The organism is Bacteroides sp. OF03-11BH, from assembly GCF_003604005.1.
GTDB classification, from domain to species: domain Bacteria; phylum Bacteroidota; class Bacteroidia; order Bacteroidales; family Bacteroidaceae; genus Bacteroides; species Bacteroides ovatus.
Map to the genome: position 1 here is coordinate 39,105 of NZ_QTMW01000016.1, position 26,073 is coordinate 65,177.

A 26,073-nucleotide genomic window follows, 5' to 3' on the forward strand; every position below is an offset into this window, starting at 1 on the left:
TTCTGTTATTTATTCATTTCAAAAGAAGGGGGCACACTGTCTGCCGCCCAATTCTTATTGGGAGTGTTTCCCATTGTAAATTCCAGTTTGCCGCCATTCATCAGTTCTTTATGTTCGAACCAGGACTGGTTCCAATCTTTGCCATTTAATTTGGCTGATTGGATATATTTATTTGTCGGCGAATAGTTGTGCGCAATGACTTCGAATGATTTGCCGGCTCCTGTTTCAATAACTGCTCTTTCGAACATAGGAGTTCCGATGACATAAATAGGCAAACCAGGAGTAATAGGATAGAAACCTAGCATGGAGAAGACTACAAATGCTGACATTCCTCCGCCATCTTCGTCGCCCGGAAGTCCCATCAGGTCATTTCTAAACCATTCATCGAGCAATGTTCTTACTCTTTTTTGAGTTCTCCAGGGTTCTCCTATATAGTTGTACAGGTAAGGAATGTGCATACTGGGTTCATTAGCCATTGAAAATTGGCCTACATTACCCGTATGATCCGGTAATTGCGCATAAAATACATATTTGGCTTCGCCCAATGGAGTGTTATACATCGTTTCAAGATTATTTCTGAATGCTTCTTTCCCTCCCATCAGTTCAATTAAATCAGCAATATTATGGGGAACATCCCATCGGTATATCCAACCGTTATTCTCGCCGTATGCTTCACGAGCACCTAATCCGCCGGCAGTGGCATAATCAAAGGGTTCTATGAATTCGCCTTTTGCATTTTTGGGATGGAAGAATTTTGTTTCAGGATTGAAAATATTCCGATAGTTTTTACTCCCTTGTAGAAAATAGTTATAGTCTTTCTCATACCCAAGTTGTTTGGCTATTTGTGCCAGGCACCATTCATCGTAAGACGTACCTAGAGTGACGGCTACCGGTTGGCGTTTTTCAAATGGGTGTACTTCGTCAGCTGTTTCTTGTTCTCCCGGTGCCAATGCCGGTAAATATCCGTTTTCCCAATAGAATTTTGTGATTTCACCTCCCTTTATGCCTGACCACGGGGCTAACGTTTTTTCTGTAATACCAAGTTTGCAGGCTTCGTAAGCAGCTGATAAATCAAAGTTACGGATTCCTTTTATATATGAATCGATAACAGTGGCTACACCGTGATTGGAATTCATTCTACGGCTGTCTCCCGTCACTTCAGGAAATGTAGGCATCCAGTTATGTTCCATTTGCTGTGCCATTCTGATAAAAGACTGAATCATGTCAGCTTCCATTTGTGGTTCGATGATGACACGTAAGGGGTGGACTGCTCTATACGTGTCCCAAATCCAATCGTCGGTATAAAATGGGACAAAATCTTTGTGGATACTATTGTCGAAAGCACTGTAATAGCGGTTGTCTTCCGAAAGGCAAATCATCCGTTCGTAAGTCCGGTAGAGGGAAGTATAAAATATTGCTTTTGCATTTTCGTCTATTCCTTCCACTTTGATTTTACTTAATGTTTGGTTCCAGATGTTTTTGGCAATGTTCATCTGGTTTTCCACATCATAATCTTTTATTTCCCGCTGTAGGTTGGCTTTTGCTTGCTTTTCATCAATGAAGGAAATGCCGTAGCGAACTTTGATTGTTTTTATATCTGTTGAATATAAGAGAGCGATACCTACGTTCTTGCCTTTTATGGCAGTGTGGCTGTGATTTATTTCTTCTTTGCTGACAGTCATCGTTTTTTCCGGCAGTGCGGAAGTCTCCATATAAACATATACTTTGGTTTGATGATCTATGTTCTGATAACCGGAAATGGTATTCTCCGTAGTTTTAAGCTCACCATTGGTGGTACTAAGTATTAAATATGGAGCATCGTTTTTCCGGAAACTTAGTTCATAGATTCCTGCCTGGTGGGAGGGAGCAAATTTAGTGGAAACCTCTTCTTCTTCAAAATAGGAAGAATAGGAATAGGGTTTTATCACTTCATTATCATAACAATAGTAATATACCGGTTGTAATCCGCTCTCTGCTCCCTGATAGAAAGACAGGCTGAATGCAGACTTTCCCCGATGCGAGGTGACAATGACCGGTAAGCCTTTTATTTTATCAGAGGTGTAATCTGCTCTTTCCGGATAGATGCGGAGCATACTATTGGGAAGATGGACAGTTGGGTAAGTAGGAACTAACAAATGGCTGATATTCCCCATATAAGGATTTACATAGTCAACCGGAGTTAACACTACCTCTTGCTTGTTGCTGCATCCATTGACGATTAAAATCATTAACAGTACTAACGGAATGAATTTTCTCTTGTACATAAACAGATTTTTTTATTTTTCGATGGTTTTAATTAGATTTGCTGTAAATATAGGATGGTTTGATTAATGAAAACTTAATGTAACCTTAAAATCTATCTTCTACAAATATTTTTTTTGTAAAGTCCCGTCATTAAGAGAATATTAATCTAATATTAATCACCATAAAATATCTTTGGTTCATCTTTAATGCATTAATCAATACTGTATTCTTTAATTTAATAATTAAGTATTATGAAAAACTACTTCCTATTCTTATTCTTTTTAGTAATAAGTGTATCGGGTTATGCGCAAGGAAAGCGTATAACGGGTAAAGTGACAGATGCTGCGGATGGAATGCCTATCATAGGAGCTACGGTGGTAGCTGTTGATCCGGATGGTAAGACGAACGCTAAATCGGTAGGTACAATTACCGATATAAATGGTATGTTTACACTTAATGTGCCTAATGGATGTCAAGAATTGAAATTTTCGTATGTCGGAATGGAGACGAAAACGGCTAAAATTACCGGTTTGACTCATATCAATGTATCTTTGGCCAGCACGGCGAAGGCTCTTGATGAAGTGGTTGTTACCGCTCTCGGAGTGACGCGTGAAGCTAAGAGTCTTAATTATTCACGGCAGAGTGTAAATGCGGAAGCCTTGGCAGAAAATAGTAGTGGCAATCTGATATCTTCTCTTTCCGGTAAGGTGGCGGGGGTTACCATTACTCCTCCGGGAACGAGCAATGGTAGTGCGCGCATTGTCATTCGCGGAACAAGCTCACTGACTGAAAACTCACAGCCCGTATTCGTGATTGATGGTATGATTATTGAAAACGAACCGGGTGATACAAGTGTGACCGTTGATGGTGGTACAGGTTCTACCGACCTTGGTAATCCGGTAGCGGATATCAATCCGGATGATATTGAAAGCATTGAAATCCTGAAGGGACCGAATGCAGCTGCACTTTATGGTTCGCGTGCAGCACAGGGGGTTGTATTGGTGACAACTAAACGTTCGAGAACATTCGAAAAAACAAAAGTATCTTATAGCGGAAATTTTCAATTTGAAAAAGTGAACCAGTTTTTAGATTATCAGAATGGTTGGGGAACAGGAGAGAACTCTTATTTGCTTGACCATAAATTGACGCTTCAACCTAATGGTAACAGGTTGCCAACAGATTTACCGAATTTCAGTGGTTATAATTCTTCTGCAGGTGCTAAATTGCGTAGCTGGGGAGCACCTTTGTGGGATCAGGTTATCTATGGACATGACGGTGTACTTACTACTCATTCTTCACATCCGGACAATGTGAAGGATTTCTACGAAACCGCCCATCGGTACACGCATACATTGGCTGTGGAAGGTGGTTCGAAAAAGAATAATTATCGCGTATCGTATACGAGAAGTAAGGGTAATAGTGTAGTACACGGTATCAATGAAAGCTTTAAAGATATATTCAATCTCCGGTTGATGAATACGATTACTAAATGGATGACTTTAGATTCTAAAATGACTTACTCACATGAAAAGGTAGACAACCGTCAATATATGAATGGTTCGGATAAGAATCCTATATATGCGTTTGTTACTCTTCCTCGTTCGCTTTCTATTGATGTATTGAAACATTATAAGGATGAAAATGGAAATGAAATGATTCCGATTGGTGAACGTGGTTATAATCCGTATTGGAATATTTATGAAAATACGAACTCTGACACGCGTGACAGGGTGAGCGGATCGATGAATCTGGAAGTAAAATTACTTCCGGGCTTGAAGGCGGTAGGTAAAGCCGGACTGGATGCTTATTGGTGGAAAGGAATGGAGTTCTTTAATCTGGGTGCACGTAGTGATGTGGACGGTGGTATGAAGAACTGGATTAATAACAGTACTTCTACTAACTTTGAAGCTTTATTGATGTATAATAAAACATTTCATAAAATATCAGTCAATGCCATTGCCGGTATTAGCCGATATGAACGCAACTCGGAGAAAAGAACGGAAAGTGTGAATAGTATATTGGTTCCTGATTTCAAGAATATTTCTAACTCGAATGAGTATCCTAGTGCCACTCAACTGCAATCTAAGAAGATAATCCGTTCTGCTTACGGCTCGGTGTCATTAGGTTACAATAGTTATGTTTATTTAGATGTAACGGCCCGCAATGACTGGTCGTCTACTTTACCACTGGATAATTGCTCTTATTTTTATCCTTCTTTTGGTGCTACGTTTATTTTTACCGATGCATTTAAGATCAAATCACCTATCTTGTCGTTCGGTAAGATTCGTGCTTCTTTTGCTTATGCCGGTTCTGACACAGATCCATATCGGATTAATCAAACCTATAAGTTGGGTAGCATTTATAATGGTTCACCTTTGCAAACCATTAGTACAACTTTAAATAATGATCAACTTTTGCCGGAACGTAACCGTTCTTTGGAACTTGGAGCTGATCTCCGCTTTTTCCATAATCGTTTGGGTGTAGATGTAACTTATTATCGTTCTGATGCCTATGACTTGATAACGAAAGTCGCTTTGCCGGTGCCTAGCGGTTATAGTTTTAAATTCTTGAATACAGGTCATGTACGTAATCAAGGATGGGAAGTTGTGTTGTCTGCTACTCCCGTCAAGACCAAATTGTTTGAATGGAATGCGAATATCAACTGGGCGCGTAATCGGTCGGAAGTGATTAAGGTAGTGGACGGAAATCCTAATGTGCAATTATTGAAATCAAGCAATGTCAGTATCATGTTGGAAGAAGGTATGCCTTATGGAGTCATTCGGGGACGTGCCTGGAAACGTGATGACCAGGGACGTAAATTAGTCGATTCTTCAGGTAAAATATTGGTAACGGATAATACGCAATATTTAGGCTGTGCCGAGCCGAAATGGACGGGAAGTTTTGGAAGCAATTTCAGAATCCAGAATTTTACAGTTAGTTTCCTGTTTGATGCACGTATTGGAGGAACTCTTTATTCGGGAACATGGAATAGAGCGACAACAGCCGGTGTGGTTGCCGAATCTGCCGAAGGACGTGAAGGATATTATTTGAGTAATGTGATTTATGGTGAGAGTAGTGCAAAGGCAACTTCCGGTTATCAATATCCGGACGCTTATTTTGAAGACGGAACGCCTTGTCTCTTGTTTGTCAAGCCCAATAATCGCTATGCCAGCTATGATGAAAGATCTGTATTTGATGCTTCCTATATTAAATTCCGTGAACTTTCTGTTGCCTACAGTCTTCCGAAGTCTATCCTAAAGAAATTGCCGATTAGTGGTCTACGACTGGCTGTGGTAGGACGTAATTTAGCTATTCTTCATCAAAATACTCCTAAAGGCATAGATCCGGAGGCTTCTTCTTCATCAGGAAATGCTCAAGGTATAGAATATGGAGGAATGCCGCCCGTATCTTCTGTCGGATTTGATATTAAACTAACCTTCTAAAGATAGAATATTATGAAACAGATTAAAATATTATTAGCCGGTTTTGCTGCAATGGCCATTTCTTTCGTTTCGTGTACGAATGACTTTGAATCTGCCAATGCCAATCCCAATGAACTTAATGAAATTAATCCTGAATATTTGTTCAATACGAGTTCTTATTATACGCTGAATGCTTTTTGCGGAAGCATGAAAAAAGTGTTGTTGGCCAACTATAGCCATTATTATGGTGGAGCTGCCGGTGGACAGGTACAACGGTATGGAAATCAAGGTTCAACCAATGATTCATATTGGAAGAATGTATATAATTATGCTATTTTTCCTGTTCACTTTATACAAACGCAAATGGAAAATGACGAGCAATATCACAATCGTGTACTTATTGCTAAAATATGGGAAAACTATCTTTTCTCACAAGCAGTTTCTATTTGGGGAGGTATTCCTAAAAGTCAGGCTTTTAATGCCGGCGAGAGAGTGCCTTACGATAAGGAATCGGATATTTATTATGCTATGCTGAATGATTTGAAAGCATGTGCCGACGGGTTGAAGATGGATGGAGATGTTTATAAAGCAGACCCTATTTTTCCTTCAGGACAGAAATCCAGCGACTTATTGAAATGGAAGAAGTTTGCCAATTCACTACGTTTGCGTTTGGCCGTTCGTATTTGTAATGCTGACCGTTCGAAAGCGACTGAAGTGATTGATGAACTTATGGAAAATGAACAGAACTTGATGACAAGTAATGAAGATAATTGTCTTTTGCAATGGGGAGATAACGCAGATACAAGAAATTATTTTTATGATTATCTGGTTATCAACCGTGAAAGTAATTTGGATAAGCTTCACTCTGCCGGCGAATCGATTCTGATGTATATGGCTCCCTATGCTGATCCGCGGTTGGAGAAATTTTTCACTCCTGCCAATGCTGCTTCTATGCCTGATAACTTCCATTGGGCACCTTATTGGGGACAACCGAAAGTTTCTAATTTGCCTTCGGGAGTCAGCTTGTCTCCCAATCCGCATAGTGGAAAGACGGCGGATGATTACTCTCAATTACAGGATAAATTCACGGAGCAAAGTTATGCAGAAGTAATTATGAATTATGCAGAAGTGTGCCTGTTGAAAAGTGAATTGGTTCATAAAGGTTTGGGAAGTGGTTCGCAAACAGCCGAGGCTTATTACAATGCTGGTGTGAACGCTTCAATGGCTCAATATGGCGTAGACGGTGGAAAAGTAAATAATTATCTTCAGACTCCGGGAATTAAATGGAATACATTGACAGATCTCACAGTCACAGAAGAAGGTGAAGATTATTATAAAGATTTTATCGGCATTGTATCTTCTGCTATTACCTCTGATGAACCAGATCCGATTTATCGTCAGATTATCATGCAGCAATATATAGCTATGTTTTATCAATCGTTGGATGCGTGGACACTGATTCGCCGTAGCCAAGTATTGGAATTCCCGCCGCATTTCTCGCCGGAAACCGGATATGGCGCTGTAAATGCCGGTACCAAGGATAATCCTTATGCTTATATTCCACAGCGATTGGTATATCCCGATAGCGAGAAAACAAACAATGAATATGAATTGACGAAAGGTATTGCCAATCTCGATGGTGGACAGGATGCAATGTCGACTAAGTTATGGTTTGCATTGCCCACTAAGACTAACCCTTATTTGACGAATAATTAAAAAATGAAGGATATGAAAAAGATAACTATTATATTGCTCGGATTCATCGCTTTGTTAGCTGTATCTTGTGATAAAGACGATCATTTGGCTCCTGATAAGAGCAAATATGTGTATGATATACCACAGACGGATTTACCTGTGGATGCGATAGTCGGTGCTTATTATACCAATATAACTTCCTCTTCCAGCTGGTTAAAGTCCGGTAATAAAATATATGCCGGTACTCCTTTGTTGGGTGAATATTTGTCTACAACCAGTGGCGTGTTACAGCAACAGCTTGCTTGGGCGGATGAGGCTGCCTTGGACTTTCTGATAGTTACTTGGGATGCTGCTTCAGCAGATAATACATTGATTACAAACTTTAAGTCTGTACGTACGGCAACCAATGCAAAAGTCCGCTTGGTGATCAATTATAACACCAAACATCTGAAAGTATCTAATGACAAACCGCTTCAAGAGGAAGAGAATTTGAATAAGATGATCAATGACTTTACGAATACTTTAGTGCCTTTATTTAATGATGAGGCCTATTATAAAATGAACGGAAGACCGGTTATTCTAATAACTCCGTCTAACCTTTCTTCTTCTGCATTGAAGAGTATTGATTATTCTTTGGTCATCCCGGCATTAAAGAAGGCTGTATCAGAATTGGGGTATGATCTTTATACGATTGGGGAATTTACTACCGGTTGGGTAGCTCCGGTGAATTATGAGGAACATCAGATTGCTTCTTTTGATGGAGTGACAGTGAACGATTGGTCAACGAATATGTACGACCGTTATTATGCCTTTTTCAGTTTTGTTGATTTGAATTGGGCCAATTGGAAGACTACAATAGCCAAATGGAATACAGACTTTGTTCCTTGTATCTTTCCTTCTTATAATGACCGTATCAATTCAACTTCAAGTTATAAATATACTTTCGGGCAAGATGGAGAGACTGCTGATTATATTAATTTCTGTAATGTAGCTAAACGGAATATCGGAAGTAAAAACATTGTGTTAGTCAATTCATGGAATAATTACCAGAAAGGAACGAATTTGGAACCGACGGAGGAAAACAAATCTGAATTTCTGAAGATAACCAGAAATCAATTTAAGAAGTAATAGTTATTAATAACGGGATACGATGCATCAGGCAGATCGTCGTATCTCGTGATAACAATAAATAATTTATGAGAAAGAAAATAATATCGGTCGTTTGTTTTCTCCTGGCTGTTTTTGTATCTCATGGGATAGCTGCGGATTCTGCTCCCTTTTTCTTTTTGCAATTAAGTGATCCCCAATTTGGCTTCATGGATAATAATAAGAGTATTTCGGCAGAAACAGAGGCTATGAATAAGGCTGTGACAGCTATAAATCAGTTAAAACCTCCGTTTGTGGTGATAACCGGTGATTTTGTAAATAATTCGAAGAGTAAGGAACAGATTGCTGCTTATAAGTCGATGATTGCTCAAATAGACCCTTCAGTGAAGGTTTATATGATTCCGGGAAATCACGATATAGGTAAGGTCAGCCGGGCTTCTATAGATAATTATAAAAAAAACTACGGAGAAACCCATTTTTCATTCAGGTATGGTGATTGTGCATTTATAGGTATTGATTCAAATATAATAAAAGAAGAGGACAAGGAGAGGGAAGAAGTTCAATTTAAGTGGCTGGAACAGGAATTACAGAAAACGAAGGATGCCAGATTCAAGTTTGTTTTTACTCATTGCTCTGTTTTTCTAAAGCGGATGGATGAACCTGTGAATTATTCGAATTTCTCTTTGCCTATGCGAGAGAAATATGTGCGTTTGTTTCAGAAATATGGAGTAAACGCAATATTTGTGGGGCATTTACATAACAATGCTTATGGAAAGGTTGGCGATATGGAAATGATAACGATAGGCCCGGTAGGAAAGGTGCTGGGGACAGGGTATCAAGGGATGAATCTTGTGAAAGTATATCCGGATCGGTTTATCAGTGAATTTATTGCCTTAAATCAGTTTCCGAAAGAGGTGGTGATGTCTGATCCGGCGACAAAAACGACGGAGTCGATGAGTCGTGTCCGTTTCAAATCAATAAGGAATTTAGTGATGGCAGGGTATCAGGGGTGGTTTAATACTCCTGAAGACGGTGCTGGTTTGGGTTGGAAACATTTTGAAAAAGAAAAAGAGTTCAAACCGGGCAAGTGTACCATTGATCTTTGGCCGGATGTTTCTGAATATGAGAAAACCTATGAAACGGCTTTTAAGTTACCTGATGAGACACCAGTAAAGGTTTTTAGTTCGTATGATGCTTCTACTACAGATCTGCATTTTAAATGGATGAAGCAATATGGAATTGATGGGGTATTTATGCAACGTTTTGTTGTTTCTATACGAAATCAGAAAGGGAAGGATAATTATAATAAAATACTGAATAATGCTGTTCTTTCGGCAGAAAAGTATGACCGGGCAATTTGCCTGATGTATGACCTTTCCGGTATGGAAGCCGGTGAAGAAGATATATTGATACGTGACTGGAAAGAGCTGTGTGAGAAGTATAAACTAGTTTCCCGGAACAACAATCATTATGTTTATCATCATGGTAAACCGTTAGTTGCTGTTTGGGGAATAGGGTTTAATGATCGCCGTAAATATGGATATGAGCAGGTAAAGAAAATCATTGATTTCCTGAAGAGTGAAGGTTGTTCCATATTGGTAGGTGTACCTACTCATTGGCGGACATTAACGATAGATGCTGTCTCTGATACGCGATTGCTTGAACTGGTAAAACAGGCGGATATTGTTCATCCATGGTTGGTAGGACGTTTTGATAATCATACGTATGAGCCATATCGTAAATCGATAGAGGAAGATATAAAGTGGTGCAAAGCGAATGGTAAAGATTATATGCCGGTGTTGTTTCCGGGCTTTAGTTGGCATAACATGAAAAAGGATGCTCCGCAAAACATGATTCCGAGATTAGGGGGACGTTTCTTCTGGCAACAGGTGAAAGGGGCTGTAGATGCAGGAGCAGAAAGCCTTTATTTGGCAATGTTTGATGAGATAGATGAGGGGACAGCTTTCTTTAAATGTACAAATACACCTCCGGTGGGTGAAAGTTCTTTTATAACTTATGAAGGAGAAGCACCCGATCATTATCTTTGGCTGGCAGGTGAAGCTGCTAAGTATTTGAGAGGAGAACTGCGTTCATCCCGGATGCCGGTTCGATAAGGATGTGGAGTATAATAGCCGGATATATTTCGTTGTTGGTGCAGAGTAACTATATTATTTTAATATCCTAAGATTGAAAAAACATATTTTTTATATCTTTGCTTCAAATAAGCTTTTGCTATGAAATATATCCGACTGTTATTTTATATTTTATTTATCTCGAAGACTATAGTCACTTGGGGTAGTGAAAATATCGGAGGCCTTTCTTTTCGTGCTTATGAATATTCAAAAGATGAACGTACTTCATTCATCATACCGTCCGGCAATCAGGGAGTGAGATTCAAAGATTATTTATCTGTTTCTTTTGATTTGAAGATTAGGGAAAAAGGCGAGCATTTTGGTTATGTATGCCGTATGATTGTTGACAATAGAAATAGCCTCAATCTGATATTGGTTAATCCTGTGAACGAAGAGCCTTATTTGTGTTTGATTAAAGACCAGCAATATTTAGGAAAGATACATTCTTCTGCGACTATCGATATTCATGAGTGGAATAGGATAAAGATAGAATTGGAGTATAAAAATGATACGTTATATGTCAGAAATAATGGTTCTCTTATTTCTAAAGAGAAAGTTGCTGCCCCGGATAATCATTCTGTTAAAGTCTGCTTTGGTGCTAATAAATTAGCTTCTTACACAACTTCGGACGTGGCACCTATTATTTTGAAGGATGTACAGATCGGTCTGGAACCTGGGAGCATAAAATATGAATGGTCGTTGGAGCAAGCAGTATCTGACACTTTGCTTCAGGACAAGTTTCAGCAGATGACAGCTTTTATATCAAATCCGGAATGGATTATTAATAGTCACATGTATTGGAAACATAGGAAAACGTTATCTTTTTCATCCAAGACTTTTCCTGTCCCGTGTGAAGATCAGTCGGCATGTTATTTTATTGCAAAAGATCGTATTGTCAAATATGATTTAATACGGAGTACAACTAAAGAATATGTTTTCTCGCCATTGATTGATGTAAATCGGATCACTAACCAGTTTCTTTTTGTTCCTTTGAAAGATAAAGGTAGCCAGTTGGTTTATTATGACTTTGAGAAACCTGATGGGGAGAATTTGTCTTTTTTCAATTTTCAAACAAAAAGTTGGTCTATTCCTATCCAACGGAAAAGGCAGTCTTCTTATACACAACATAATCGTTTTTTCAATCCAAAAGATTCATCAATTGTACAAATTCTGGGATATGGATTTCATTTGTATACCCGTGAGTTGAATAGAATATCTCTGTCGGGTGAAGTGATAAAGGGAGAGTTGCCGGATGTGATTACTCCTCGCTATTTGAGTGCCATAGGGAAGACCGATTCGCTGGTTTATATTTATGGAGGATTGGGAAATGACTTGGGTAAACAGGAGTATGGGGTCGTTCATTATAAGGATTTGTATAAATTGAACTTGAATGATTATTCTTTGGAAAAAAAGTGGGCTATACCGGAGAATCTTTGTGATGAGGTAGCTGCTTCTACGTTGATAGTTGATGAAGTAGAAAAAGGTGAACATGCAAAAGGATTGTTTTTTTCTTCAGGTCGTTTTCTATCTTCTCTAGTTTTGAAAGATTTAAATTTGGAGAATGGACAAGAAACTGTTTTAGGTGATACAATACCTTATACTTTCTTAGATGTTAATTCTCATGCAGATTTAATTTATCTTGCTTCAGAAAAATGTTATTACGCTGTAACAGTTCACCAAGTAGAGGGGAATAATTATGAAGCTAATATTTATTCTATTGCATCTCCAGTGTTGCCTATTCAAAATATAACAGTACAGGAAAACAGGGGGACTTGGTGGAAATTACTGTTTATATGTATTTGTGTAGCAGGTTTAGGGGGAATTGGGTGGAGATTAAGGAATAGCAGAAAGCATGATAAGAAAGAAGCTATATCTATTTCACAACAAGATATTTGTGAAAAAGAAGAAGGGGTTGTTTCAGATATAAATAGTGAAAAAGAAATTCAAGAAAATGACCACCTATATTCCTCGTTTGAAGCTCCTGTATTGAACACCACACCAGGAATTTATATGCTAAACGGATTTCAGGTTATTAATCGGGATTTAAAAGACATTACCGGAAAATTTACGCCTATTATGCGTCAATTATTATCTGTTATTATTCTTTATTCCAATCAGAATAATAAGGGGATTTCTAATATCAAGTTAAAAGAATTGTTGTGGTATGATAAGTCAGAAGAGAGTTTCTCTAATAACCGTAGTGTAAATATACGTAAGATACGTCTTTTGTTGGAAGAGGTAGGAGATACGGAGATATCATCAGCAAATGGTTATTGGTACTTTCTTAATAAGGGGCATGTATATAATGACTATACTATAGCAAATCAATTGATGCAAAAGATGGCGCCTTTAGATGTGGTCCATAAGGAAGATCTAGAAAAATTATTGAGTCTGGCTTCATTTGGTCAATTGCTTCCTAATATGCAATTTGATTGGGTAGATAGTTTTAAAGCAGATTATTCCGATTCAATGATTGATCTTCTGAGCCGGTTAAGAGATAGCAAGCAATTTGTAGGAAATGATAACTTGAGAATACAAATCTCAAATTGTATTCTGCGATTTGATTCATTAGATGAAGAGTCTGTTCGCGTTAAGTGCCGTGCTTTAGTGGATTTGAAACGCATGGGAATGGCATATACTGCATTTGATCAATTCACCAAGGAGTATAAGCTAATATTGAATGAGGATTTTAAATATAGTTTTGAGCAGTTTATAAGTGAAGTGTAACTTATAGGTCGATGTATTACAAAAAATATTGTGTAGTTTTTCTGGAGGAAAAAGTCGATTTTATTGGAGTTAATTCTTTATAATTCTTAAATTTGTATCCTATTACAGAATATGAATTAACACTATTATCAAAATGAAAAGAATTTGGGTGGCTCTTTTGGTGTTTTCTATACTAGGAGGGAGCATATCAGCAAATGCTATTTCTTTTAAACGCAAAAAGTCAAAAAAGAAGGAGTCTGTTGAGAAAGAAAAAACTGCTTATGATAAACTGTTCTCATCTAATCATTCAAAAGCAGAAGGTTTTATCACTGTACATAAAGTAAAGGAGAAAGTTTATTTTGAACTACCTTTATCAATGTTGCAGCGTGATATGTTACTAGGTTCTACAGTAACAGAAATTAGTGATAATAAGAATGCTATTATTGGTTCGAAACCTACCGAACCTCTTCATTTTCGTTTTGAGAAATTGAATAATAAAGTCTGCTTGTCGGCAGTGCAGACCAATAATGTGGGTGATGACAATGGTCACCGATTGAAGGCAGCTATTGAGATGAGTAATATGAATGCCATTCTGCAAGTATTTGATATTTCGGCTTATAATAACGACAGTACGGCAGTTGTTTTTGATGTTACCGATTTCTTTGTAAGTGACAATAAATTAATATCCCCGTTCGATAAATACAGCGTGAATACATCAGGGGGACGTAAACGTTTGACCTCATTTCAAAGTAACAAATCATTTATTGATGGTTTTAAGGCTTTTGAAGATAACATATCAGTCCGTAGTTGCTTGAATTATACTTATTCGTTGACTGGGGGCAAAGGGAAAGACATAAAAGACGAACCTCTGACCGCAAAGGTAACCCGTTCGATTATATTATTGGATACGATTCCTTATCGTCCCCGATTGATGGATAGCAGAATTGGCATTTTTCCTACAATGAAAAATGAATATTCAGCTGCTAAACAGACAACTCGTTCTATCTATTATGCAAATCGTTGGCGTTTGGAACCTTCAGATTTGAGAGGTTATATTGAAGGGAAGAAAGTGACTCCTATTAAACCGATAGTATTCTACGTAGACAGTTGTTTTCCAGAAAGTTGGAAAGCATCTATATTTGAAGCTGTCAATCAATGGAATGAGCCATTTGAAAAAATCGGTTTTACACAAGCTATCCAGGCTAAAGAATTTCCGAAAGACGATCCGGAATTTGATCCGGATAATTTGAAATATTCATGTATTCGTTATGCTCCGATAGGGATTGAGAATGCAATGGGACCATCGTGGGTTGACCCTCGTAGTGGGGAAATATTGAATGCTTCGGTATATCTGTACCATAACGTCATAAAATTGTTGAATAATTGGCTGTTTATTCAAACTGCTCAAGCCGATAAGCGTGTACGTCATAAAGTAATTCCGAGAGAGGTGATGGACGATGCTTTACGTTATGTCGTTTCTCACGAAGTGGGTCATTGTTTGGGATTTATGCATAATATGAGTGCTTCTTCCGTAATTCCCGTAGATTCGCTCCGTTCTTCTTCATTTACGCAGAAGCATGGTACTACCACTTCCATTATGGATTACGCGCGTTTTAATTATGTGGCACAACCTGGTGATATGGAACGGGGAGTACGTATGATGCCGCCATATTTTGGTTTGTATGACGATTATCTGATTCGCTGGAATTATACACCTGTGCCGGAAGCTAAAACTCCGGAAGAGGAATATGTCATCACTTCGAAATGGATTACGGATTTATCAGATAATCCTGTATATCGGTATGGTAAGCAGCAGTCGGATATACTCGACCCTCGTTCTCAAACGGAAGATTTGGGTGATGATGCTGTGAAAGCAACCCGATATGGAGTGAAAAATCTGAAATACATTCTGGCTAATCTGAATCAATGGCTAGGAGAAGAAGATGTGGATTATACACATCGGTCGGATATTTACGATGGTATAATCATGCAATATCTGACTTATATGTTGCATGTATATCATAATATAGGAGGAATCTATTTGCATGAAAAATTGGTTGGTGATAAGGTGGAAGCCTTGCAGGTTGAACCTAAAGAGAAGCAGAAAGAGGCAATGAATTACTTTTTGGAGCAATTGGCGACCTTGGATTGGCTGGATGATGAAAATGTCCTGAAGGTACTGCCTATGGTAGGGAAACCATCGGATGCTTTGCGGGATGTAATGATGAAATTATTGATGAAAGCTCCTGCCCGGGTAGAATTTTCGGCATTAAAAGCCGGTAAAGAAGAAGGATATGATGTTGATGAATGTATGAATGATATTTATACATATATATGGAATCCTACTATACAAGGACGTAAATTAAGTGCTACTCAAATGAAACTGCAGAATTTGTTTATCAAACACCTGGCTTCGACTGCCGGAATCCGATTGAGTAAAGATACTAAATCATTGAAAAGTGAAGAAGATGCATGGGGGCAGTTAGCTGCTTTTCATCATAAAACAGGTGTAGGGCATAAAGGATGTTGTTGTGCGTCCGATCTGGGGCGTATGTTTAATCCAGTGGCTGGATTTGACGAACCAATGGCAGAGTATTTTATTCCCAAAAACCAGGATAGTATGTGTTATGGTTATTTCCTGCGCATACGTAATTTATTAAACAGCCGGAAGCAACATGTTGATAAAGATACGCGGCTTCATTATCAGTTATTGCTTCATCAAATGAATAATGCATTAAACAGATGATTATGAAGAATAAATATATCTTTTTGCTCTTTTTATCAGTATTTGGTGTGTTTGTCTTTTCTCCTTTGGAGGCTGTTGCCAAAAAAAAGAAAAAAGGGAAAATAGAGCAGGTTAAACCCAAAAGCGCATACGAAAAACTGTTGAAGGATAAACCGAATAGCGTCGAAACTAAAGGACTGATGAATCTTTATTGGGTAGACGATAAAGTATATATGGAAATACCCAGAGATGTGTTGGGTAAACGTTTGCTGATGGGAGGTGTAGTCGATAAACTAAGTAACCCTCAGGAATCATCTGTTGGCTTTTGCCCTGTTGCACCTTTACAAGTGAAATTCTGCCGGTCCGATTCTTTGGTTAGGTTATATCAGGTAGCGGACCGTCCGGTGACAGAACAAGATTCCCGTATCGGAGATGCGCTGAAAAAAAGTTTCAGTGATGTCATTTTAAATCAGTTTTCTATAAAGGCTTATTCTCCGGACAGCGCTTTGGTGATTGACGTTACATCTTATGTTTTTCAGGATGATAAATACATGAATCCGATTGATCCGAAAGCATACAATACGATGGGGGGCTGGGTGAAGCGTAAAGCCTCTTTCAAACAGAAACAATCAATGATATCAGGAATAGCTTCTTATCCAGATAATGTATCTATTTCATGCTATATGAGCTATGAATTAGCGATGTCATTATTCGGTATTTTTCCGATAGCAGAAAATATTCCCTTCAGCGCAGTTGTGAAGCGTACTTTTATGTTATTACCGGAAGATGGGGATTATTGTCCTCGTTTGGCTGATCCTCGTATCGGAACTTTATGGAGCGGCAAGGTGAATTTTTCGGATAAGGAGCAAGGCAGCAACATACAGTATTGGGTGAATCGCTGGAACCTGGCTGTTGATAAACCTGTTGTTTTCTATGTGGATACGCTGTTGCCTGAAAAATGGCAGAAGTGTGTGTATCGTAGCGCTGAGATATGGAACAAAAGCTTTCAGAAAATAGGTTTTTCTAATGCGTTAGATGTGAAACCTTACCCTAAAGATATAGGATTTGATGCCAACAGTATTACTAAGTCTTGTATCCGGTATGTCGTTTCACCTTCCGGTCAGATTACGGATAATTATTGGAGTGATCCGTTGACAGGAGAAATAATAAGTGCCAATATTTATATCCCTCATAATTTAGCTTCGAAAATTCAGCTGAATTATTTCTTACAGACAGCTTCCTTTAACGAGAAAGCCCGCACGTTGATGCCGGATGAAGATTTGGTGGAAGAAGCATTGACTTCGTTATTGTTGAGGCATTGGGGGCATTGTCTGGGATTGACGGATAATATGGCAGGATCTATTGCTTATCCGGTAGATTCGCTTCAGTCGAAAGAGTTTGTAAAAAAACATGGGCTATCTGCGTCAGTCATGGATAAGTTGCCGATGAACTATTTACTTTCGGTTGATAATTATAGTGCTGATATACCTTTGACGCAACAAGTGCTGGGAGAATATGACCATTGGGCGATTCGTTATCTTTATCAGCCAATGAATAAGAAAACACCGCAAGAAGAATTATCGGATTTGCGGAAGCTGGTTTCTGAACGGAATCAGAACCCATTATTGCTTTTTAAACGTCCGCAGAGCAGGAAAGCTTATTATGATCCTCGCGGAATGGAGATGGATTTGGGAAATGATGCTATTCGTGCGGCAACCATTGCTTTTGAGAATTTGGGTAAAGTAGTGGCGAATGCAAACCAATGGTTAGACAAGGAAGATTTCAACTATGAAAAACGAGCCTCACTATATGGAGAAATTATCAATCAGGCGGATGAATATGTGAAGCATGTATTGCAGCAAGTTGGTGGAATCTATTTGAATGACAGTTATCAAGGGGATAGTTACCCTTCTTATCAACCGGTATCCAAAGAGTTGCAACGTCGTTCGTACCAGTGGATGATGGAAGCTATCAGTCAAATGAACTGGTTGGACAATCGGGAACTGTTGAATCATTGTGCGCTGACAGGTAGCGCTGCTGACTATTCACAGAAGTTTTTTGCCAATTTGCTATTAATACAGCTCAATAACCTTTGGCTTAGCGAAAGTAAATCAGATGACCCTTATACGCAACAGCAGGCTGTCGAAGATTTAAAGAATCATCTTTTTAAGGAAGCAAGGGTAGGAAAGGAGCCTGACGACTGGAAACGTTTCTTACAGGGACAATTGCTGAGTTTTGTCATTTCTTGGTCGAATGTAAATGTGCCGAAAGGGAAAGATGAGACAGCTAATGCTTCTTCTAAACTGACTATTCAGACTGTCTGTCCTTACCGGGGGATGACGGCAATTGAGAGCATTCCTTATTCTTCTGCTCCTGAACGGGCTCCATTCTGGTATGGCTGTCTGTTGGATTTGAAAAGTGAGTTTACGAGAGCGAAATCAGTAGCACCTAACCGGGAAATGCAAGAGGAGTATGATTACCGATTGTTTACGATTGAGAAGGCACTGCGGAAATAGATATAATCTATAAAATGATTAGATATAAAAAAGCCAATTAATTCGTGATAAGATGAATTAATTGGCTTATATTTTTAATGAAGTTTTTCTTCTGTTTTGTTTATTCTACTACCCTTGTGAATGTGTAGGTTATACCAAAGAAACTCGCATCGAAATAATGACCGTACTCTTCAAACGTTGAGCTGAAGAAATCAGTTGGTATAAAATCGTGAAAGTAAATGATGATATTATTATCATCTATCTTATCCAATCCTATAAATGCATTTCCAAGCTCTGTTTTTCTCTTTGAGAAACAACGATTCACTTGCGAGGTGATGAAATAAGGAGCGTCATATTCTTCGTCAGCTATCCAGTTATAGATGCCTTTCTCTATATGGTCGAAAACAACAGTGTGTCCTTGAGGATTGCAAAAGAAGTTCTTTAAATCTCCCGTCAGGTATGGGATTATTTTATCTGTACCATCTTCTTGATGTACAAATTCCAGGTAGTCATTAGCTCCATTGTTTTCCGGCAGACTATTTACCCAGTCTTCGTCAGGCATACCAATATATACATAGTTGTCTTTATCTTTAATCTCCACAGGTTTCCATTTGCCCAGCATGTCAGTAAACTTTAACTGATCCAGTTTTATATTATAGGATACAAATGAGCCCGGATAGTAGAGTTCGGAGTTGTCAACTGGTGTACCTAGTTTAAGGATAGCGTTTTTTCCTGTATAATCTTCTGCTCCTTCTTTTATTTTTATCTTAAAACGTGTGTAGTAAGATCCTTTTGGAATGGTGACGGAAGTTATTCCGTTTTCAAGTTCAAAATCTTCGTTCAATATAGCTGTACTGGACGGGTCTATTTCTATCGGCAACACGATGTCTGTTGTTGCCCTGAAACTGCTGCCGCTATTTTCTCCTTCCACTTCGATTCTAATGTCTATTTCACTTAACAGACGATAGATAACAGGCTTGAAAGTATACATAATGTGCTCTTTCACTTCAACGGGGATAATCGCTATTTTCTTGTCACCGAGCGTATATCCGGAAACCGGGTTGATGGAAAGGCGGATTTCACGGTTGGCAGTCAGGTTGTTTTTGGGAGTAATGGTTAAAGTGGCACTTGTTTCTCCGGCTTTTATCATGAACCCGTTAGCAGAAATTTCATAGTCTTCATCCAATATGGCAGTACCTTCAATGATGACAGGAATGCTTAAGTCTGTTTCAGGTGCTACAGAAGCTCTCAATTCCACTTCCAGGCTACCGTTAGAAGGTAATATGTATATGGAGCGACTAAAAGATAACTTTGCACCCGACGAGTCGTCATCACTGCAAGCTGCCGACACTATGATTAGTATAATCATTAGCAGGAAGGAGCCTGTTATTTTGATTTTTGTTTTCATTTTAATCCCTTTTTATTGGTTAATGGCATTGTTGTATTCATCCCATAATGCTTGTACTTCTTCACGGTCTTGTGCATTCAGGATATTTCCGGTGGGAAGTAAATAATCTTCTGATGTATTATCTACTTTTGGGGTCAGTTCTTCCGGTTTATCACATGAAACCAAGAAAGCGGAAGAACCTGTGAGAATGAAACATAGGATATATAGTATCTTTTTCATAACTGTTTCTGTTTTTTATGGATAAATTATTCTATGTAGCCTGGATTTTGAATGAGCAAATCAGGAAATAATCTGATGTCTGCTTTGGGAATAGGAAAAGTATACAGATACTTTTCTGTGATAAATTTCTTTCCTTTGGCAGCGACCCAAAATTCCGGACGTCCGTTGCGTTTTAATTCAAACCAGCGGTCGCCTTCAACAAACAATTCTTTACGGCGTTCACAGAGGATGGCTGACATCAATTTTGTCAAAGGGATCCCAGTGGCGTCGGTTTTTATATTTTGTTGGAAAACTTCTGGGAGATTGTCAATCGTGTAGGCTATATAATCCTGAGTGATTCGTTTGGAACGAAGCTGGTTAAGATAACCTAGTGCGTCTGTTTCCTGATTCAGATGTGCGTGGGCTTCGGCTATAATCAGGCAAAGTTCTTCACTACGAAACTTGGTGGTGATGATTTTATTGACAATCCGTTTGGAATCATAGTTGCATTTGCGACGTACGTCATTGTCGGTGGCCGCAAATAAATCAACCAAATTTCTGTCGACAGGTCTTGATTTTATATCGGCTTGTGCAGTTGCGTAACTCATGGTTCCTATATCATCATCCATGGTGAATGAACGGATAATGACATTGTGTGCTTTTGCTTGTTTCTGGTTAATGGCTTCTACATATTCGTCAGCTTCCAGCATCGGGTATTTTTCTAATACTTCTTTGGCATAGGTAATGGCACTACTCCAGTTCTGTGTCCAAAAGAAGAAACGTGCGAAGTAGGCTTTTGTCACGGATGAAGTAAAGATAAAGTCTTCATTAGACACATTATATGAGAGGGCTTTCCGGAATCCTTCTTCTATAAATTCAGCAGTTTCTTTCAGATTGGCGCGTGCAGGCTTTGCTTCCATATCAAAATCGTCGACAAGTGGAAGTCCGAGAGTCTCTTTTGCCGTCTCCGGCTGGTATGGCTCACAGTAGCGCTGCATAAGGTTATAATAGCAAATAGAACGAATGCTCCAGGCTGTTCCCAATAGGGTTCTAGCTAAATCGGATTCCGTATCATCCATGTTGCCGATAACCATATTACAGTCTTTGATAACAGAGTAGAGTGTTTTGTAAGTGGCCTGATTTTTGTTAATGGCACTTCCCACATAAATGCTCGTATAGCCGAAATTGCTGGCAAGCGTTGCATTCAAGTCATCGGCAAACATCTCTAAAGTTGTCATTACTTCTGGATTGGGAATGATAACGTCATCTCTTCCTTTTTCTATCTGATCCAACCAATAATGGATAATGGTCGAAAAATCTTCAGCTGTTTCAGGAATTATCTTTCCTTTGGGCTTTACGTCTAAGTAATTGTTGCAGGAAGCCAACAATATCATCAGACCACAATAGATAGATATGAATAGTTTATTTTTCATCGTTTATTGTTATTTAAAATCCAACATTTACGCTAAACATCACAGAACGGCTTATCGGATAAGTAGCACCGGGGGTTTCAGGATCCATGCCTGAATAGCTGGTGAATGTGAAGAAGTTGTTCAGTGACAAAGAGAAATCTACATTGGAGAGAGCCGAATTACTTATTAACTTCTTAGGTAGCGTATATCCTAAAATGATGCTCTTAATTCTGGCATAAGATAAGTTGGTAAGGAAAGCTCCATGCGTGATTTCTTTGTGCATAGGGTTATAATAGCCAAATCCGTAAACCTCACCGAACGGATTCCATACGCGCGGATAAGTGCCATTTGTATTATTGGGCGTCCAACGGTCGGCTGCTGCTTTCGGAACATTCAGATGGTGTGCGAACAAATCATTTTGGAAGACTTGTTCGCGTTCTGTGTAATTAAATACCCCATTACCGCTTACGGTGCTAGCTGAAGTTGGCGACTTGATGAATTCAAAATTTTTGGCTCCTGTGGCAAAAGTTCCGTTTACGCTAAGGCGAATACCTTTATATTCGGCGGTTACATTAAATCCTCCGGTTACGGGAGCTTCACTCGTGCCTAGATAATACCGGTAATTATCGGGCTTATTCAAGTCGGTAGCTGTGTGTATTTCAGCATCGGGACGCAACTGGTATGTATATAATCCTGTTTCGGGGTCAATACCTGTGTATCTCCCACTATAGATGGCGTCTACAGGATAGCCCTCCCATAAGTTATTATATCCCATGCTGCTATAGGAAGCTTTATATTTGGTCACTTTATTCTTGTTGTAAGCTATGTTGGCAGAAAGAGACAGACTGAAATCTTTTGTTTTAACAGGAGTTCCATTCAGGGTAGCTTCGATACCTTTGTTGTCAATATTGGCAGTATTGTATTTCTGTTGGGTGAATCCTGTGCTGCTTAGTACTTGCACACCTGTTACAATGTCTTTACTTTTCCGGTAGTATCCTTCCACTATACCTGTCAAGCGGTCGTTAAACATTCCGAAATCAAGAGCCACTTTCACGTCTTGCGTCTTTTCCCAACGTAGATTGGGATTCGGTGGACTAACTACTTTTCCTATATGATAAATATTGTTGGAAATATTCCGGTAGTCATCGTAGTAACTGATAATCATTTGTGGGCTGACACTACGGTTGATGTTACCAGTAAATCCGGTTGCTATACGGAGTGTTAATCTGTTCAGTACGGGTTTCAGCGAAGCCATGAAATCTTCTTCACTAACATTCCACGCTGCGCCGGCTGCCCAGTTAGGATTAAATTGTTTGTCACTACCAAAATTAGAACTACCGTCAGTACGGAAAGAGACATTCAGTACATATTTGTTTTTGTAGTAATAGTCGGCAGATGCATAGAAAGAGACAAAGCGTTGTTCGCTCCATGTTTCTCCGTTCGAGCCATCAATAGCAGCGAGATAGGCTTTCAGCTTCTCGTAGCCTACTCCTGTCGGGTCATCAGGAAGTGGGGTTATGGCATTTCCGGTGATTTCGTCGTAACCGTATCGTTTGCTGTACAAACCGTCTGATTTACTTCCGCGGAATTCGGCACCGGCTATAAGGGAGACAGAGTGGTCTCCAAAAGAATCATCATAAGCAAAATGCCCGCGGACCATATAGCTCTCATTATCTACATTGCGTTGCAAGATAGAAGCATATTCCTTATTAGTATTGTTATCGATAGAGAGACGGTTGTCTAAAGCTGCTTTTGTGTTTTTACCATATATTTCCTTTAGACGGTTGGTGGAATAAGTATATGAAGCCAGGCCCACAAAGCGCAAATGGTTGATAATGCTGTAATCAATTCCTGCACGAACCATTGTTTTTATATTCTTAGTGCGTGAAGAAGTTTCGTCCATTTCGCGAAGTACATTAAATCCACAATCAGGTATAATCTTGGAACTAGTCTTTTTATTGTTATATTCTCCTAGTGCATAATATGTTTCATCTGCCCGGTAACTGCCGTCTTCGTTATACGGACTTTCGTATGGATTGGCAAAATAAGCATATTGGAAAGGATCGAGACTATTCAGTGCCGGGGACTTTGAATATTGATAAGACATGGATGCCCCAAAGTCAATCTTGACTTTCTGGCTGGGGTGCATTGATAGATTAGCTGTCAGGTTATAACGGTCGTAATCATTATTTTTCAATAAACCGGCGTTGCGGGTATATGCTAGTGAAGTATAATAGGTGTATTTGTCTCCACCACCATTAATGGACAAGTTGTGGGTGGTAGAAACACTGTTGCGAAACAGTTCATCGTACCAATCGGTATTCGTTTTACCTAATTCTTCGATATACGTATCTTGTTGTTCTTTGCTCCATCCGGCAAACTTTCCCCTACCAGCACGAATGATGCCTACTACTCCTACCACCGGATAGTCATTTGTCCCGGCTTCAAATCCCGGAGCAGAGAATTCATCCCATAATCCCTGTTCATAGGCAAGCTTCTCTTGTGAATTCATCAAAGAGTAGTTCCGTTGGGGTGGTAAAGTGACTGATACATTGCCTGAATAGTTTATTTGGGCTTTTCCTGATTTGCCTTTTTTGGTGGTGACAACAATTACTCCACCGGCTGCTCGCGAACCATAAATAGCAGCGGCTGAAGCATCTTTCAAAATAGTAATACTTTCTATGTCGCTGGGATTGATGCCAGCGACACCATTCATGAACAAGTCGTCAAATTGACCGGATTTTATTTCAGCACTGGTAGGCATATCGGTACTTCCACTTTGCATGGGAACTCCGTCGATAACCCATAGTGGCTCACCATCTCCGGTGATTGTATTGGTACCTCTGATTCGTATTTTTTGTGTACTACCAGGTTGTCCGGATATGGCTGATACGGCCACTCCTGCTATTTTACCTTGCATGAGGGCGTCTACCGTTGGTTGGGCTTGGTCTTTTAACTGGTCGGCCGAGATAATTCCGACAGAACCAGTCATTTTCTTAAAAGTAGTTTGGGTATAACCTGTAACGACAACTTGATCCAGTTCACTTGTTGCAGATTCCATTTTAATTTTGATAAAAGGTGTTGCTCCTTTCAATAAGTGCTCTACATTTTTCATGCCAATGTAAGAAAAAACAAGTGTCTTGCCTTCTTTCATCTCTTTGATGGAAAACTTACCATCAATATCTGTGGTAACACCGACTTGGGGGAGCTCCTTATAGCGGACGGATACGCCTACTAATGGTACCCCACTTTCGTCAGTTACAATACCTTTCACTGTTACCTGTGCATTTGCAAATAAAGGTAAAATTAGAGCGAAAAGTAATGTTAATGAAAAAATGGTAATTTTATTCATAATTGTATTATATTGGTTTGAATATATGCAAATGTATTATTATTAGCTGATATAAACAAGAAAAATGATAATATTTGTATTTAAAATGTGTGCTTTTGTTTGAGTGAATATCATTCGATGTTTATTATATTTTTATAAAAGTATAGAAAATTGGTTCATGGTATGTTACGACTGGCTTTTTGCATTATACTGCATATTGGGGAGTTTGATATGTTGTAGAAGGCAAAAAAGAAGTGGCTTAATTTGACAATTTTGGGGCATAATTGCTATACCCAAAACGGTTCGTTTCATGTATGGTTATAAATTTATTCCATATCATTATATTTTGGACATGATAAGATTATCATTGAAATATATTTCAACATATGCATTCCTACGATAGAAGTGTCAAAAATAAAAGAGACTAACAATTTCCTTAATTATAAGTTTAGGACTTTATCAGTTAATTCGTTTCTCGGTGAGAAACACTTCGTTTCTCGGTGTCGAACAGGTTGTTTCTCGGTGAGAAACGGGTCGTTGGTTTTAAAGGAAACCCCCGAATAGTAACCGACTGGATAACAGTGTTTTACAAAACAGTGTTATCTATAAGAAATACATAGGAGTTTTATTGACATTTTTTTGGTAACACCATTTGTTTCTATTGCATCTATTACTGTAATAATATTTACATTAAAACTAAAATATGGCATTTATAAAAGAATTTGTTTCATTCCTTTCTGAAACAGGAATGAATCTATTTTTAAAGGTGGGGCTGCTCTGAACCGAATCTCTAGGATTTCAGATTGCGCCAAAATAATCTGATGATTGAAAAGAGAGAGTTCTGCTGGTTTATATCAAATAGGAACGAAGCGTATAGGCATAAAAAAAGGAGCAACGCCTTGCTCCAACCTTTGTTAACCTTAAATCTAATACTATGAAAAACACGTTGCAAAGATACGGACTCTTGGGAAAATAGCAAATTATCCAAGAAAAATAGCATGTTTTATAACATGTTTTAATAGTTTTCTCCTACTTATTAAGAAATAAACTCTCCTTTTTTCAAGGTATGTAACATTAATTTTGAAAATTGAATCGGAGCATACCGTTGATTCTCTGCCGAAAAACCGCTATCTTTGCAAGGATAATTCATTATATACTCAACAAAAAAGAAAAGGAGAGAACCGTGAACGAAGAAGAA

General features: G+C 38.7%; 12 protein-coding genes. 7 read left to right on the plus strand and 5 right to left on the minus strand.

Features of this window, described 5'->3' with window-relative positions:
- Positions 1–5: 5 nt before the first annotated feature.
- Positions 6–2,264 carry a GH92 family glycosyl hydrolase gene (locus DXA54_RS13660; protein WP_008646884.1) on the minus strand — a complete coding sequence of 753 codons (2,259 nt, stop codon included), beginning with the start codon at positions 2,262–2,264 and terminating at the stop codon, positions 6–8.
- A 231-nt stretch (positions 2,265–2,495) separates the two neighbouring features.
- On the opposite strand from DXA54_RS13660, the gene DXA54_RS13665 reads away from it, so the two are divergent.
- From DXA54_RS13665 to DXA54_RS13695, 7 genes are all read left to right on the plus strand, one after another.
- Positions 2,496–5,687 carry a SusC/RagA family TonB-linked outer membrane protein gene (locus tag DXA54_RS13665; protein WP_120079746.1) on the plus strand — a complete coding sequence of 1,064 codons (3,192 nt, stop codon included), beginning with the start codon at positions 2,496–2,498 and terminating at the stop codon, positions 5,685–5,687.
- A 12-nt stretch (positions 5,688–5,699) separates the two neighbouring features.
- Complete coding sequence (locus DXA54_RS13670) at positions 5,700–7,382, plus strand: SusD/RagB family nutrient-binding outer membrane lipoprotein (protein WP_008646882.1); 1,683 nt, start codon at positions 5,700–5,702, stop codon at positions 7,380–7,382.
- A 12-nt stretch (positions 7,383–7,394) separates the two neighbouring features.
- Positions 7,395–8,489: a glycoside hydrolase family 99-like domain-containing protein gene (locus DXA54_RS13675; protein ID WP_032852583.1), complete on the plus strand. Its 1,095-nt coding sequence runs from the start codon at positions 7,395–7,397 to the stop codon at positions 8,487–8,489.
- Between the two features lie 68 nt (positions 8,490–8,557).
- Positions 8,558–10,582, plus strand: coding sequence for a metallophosphoesterase (locus DXA54_RS13680; RefSeq protein WP_120079748.1), 2,025 nt, complete (start codon positions 8,558–8,560; stop codon positions 10,580–10,582).
- A gap of 120 nt (positions 10,583–10,702) precedes the next feature.
- A complete protein-coding gene (locus tag DXA54_RS13685) occupies positions 10,703–13,327 on the plus strand; it encodes a hypothetical protein (protein ID WP_032852433.1) in 2,625 nt (874 codons plus the stop codon).
- A gap of 133 nt (positions 13,328–13,460) precedes the next feature.
- Positions 13,461–16,052, plus strand: a complete 2,592-nt coding sequence (locus DXA54_RS13690; protein ID WP_032852432.1) for a zinc-dependent metalloprotease — start codon at positions 13,461–13,463, stop codon at positions 16,050–16,052.
- Positions 16,049–18,547, plus strand: coding sequence for a zinc-dependent metalloprotease (locus DXA54_RS13695; RefSeq protein ID WP_120079750.1), 2,499 nt, complete (start codon positions 16,049–16,051; stop codon positions 18,545–18,547). Before DXA54_RS13690 ends, DXA54_RS13695 begins: the two co-directional genes overlap by 4 nt.
- A 100-nt stretch (positions 18,548–18,647) precedes the next feature.
- On the opposite strand, the gene DXA54_RS13700 is transcribed toward DXA54_RS13695, so the two are convergent.
- From DXA54_RS13700 to DXA54_RS13715, 4 genes are read right to left on the minus strand one after another with little or no spacing between them, the layout of a single operon-like run.
- Positions 18,648–19,934, minus strand: a complete 1,287-nt coding sequence (locus DXA54_RS13700; RefSeq protein WP_008646873.1) for a hypothetical protein — start codon at positions 19,932–19,934, stop codon at positions 18,648–18,650.
- Positions 19,935–19,946: 12 nt separating this feature from the next.
- On the minus strand, positions 19,947–20,153 hold the full coding sequence (locus DXA54_RS13705) for a hypothetical protein (protein WP_008646870.1): 207 nt from the start codon (positions 20,151–20,153) through the stop codon (positions 19,947–19,949).
- A gap of 26 nt (positions 20,154–20,179) precedes the next feature.
- Positions 20,180–21,565, minus strand: a complete 1,386-nt coding sequence (locus DXA54_RS13710; protein ID WP_008646868.1) for a RagB/SusD family nutrient uptake outer membrane protein — start codon at positions 21,563–21,565, stop codon at positions 20,180–20,182.
- 13 nt (positions 21,566–21,578) lie between these two features.
- Complete coding sequence (locus DXA54_RS13715) at positions 21,579–24,896, minus strand: SusC/RagA family TonB-linked outer membrane protein (protein WP_008646866.1); 3,318 nt, start codon at positions 24,894–24,896, stop codon at positions 21,579–21,581.
- Positions 24,897–26,073: the final 1,177 nt, after the last annotated feature.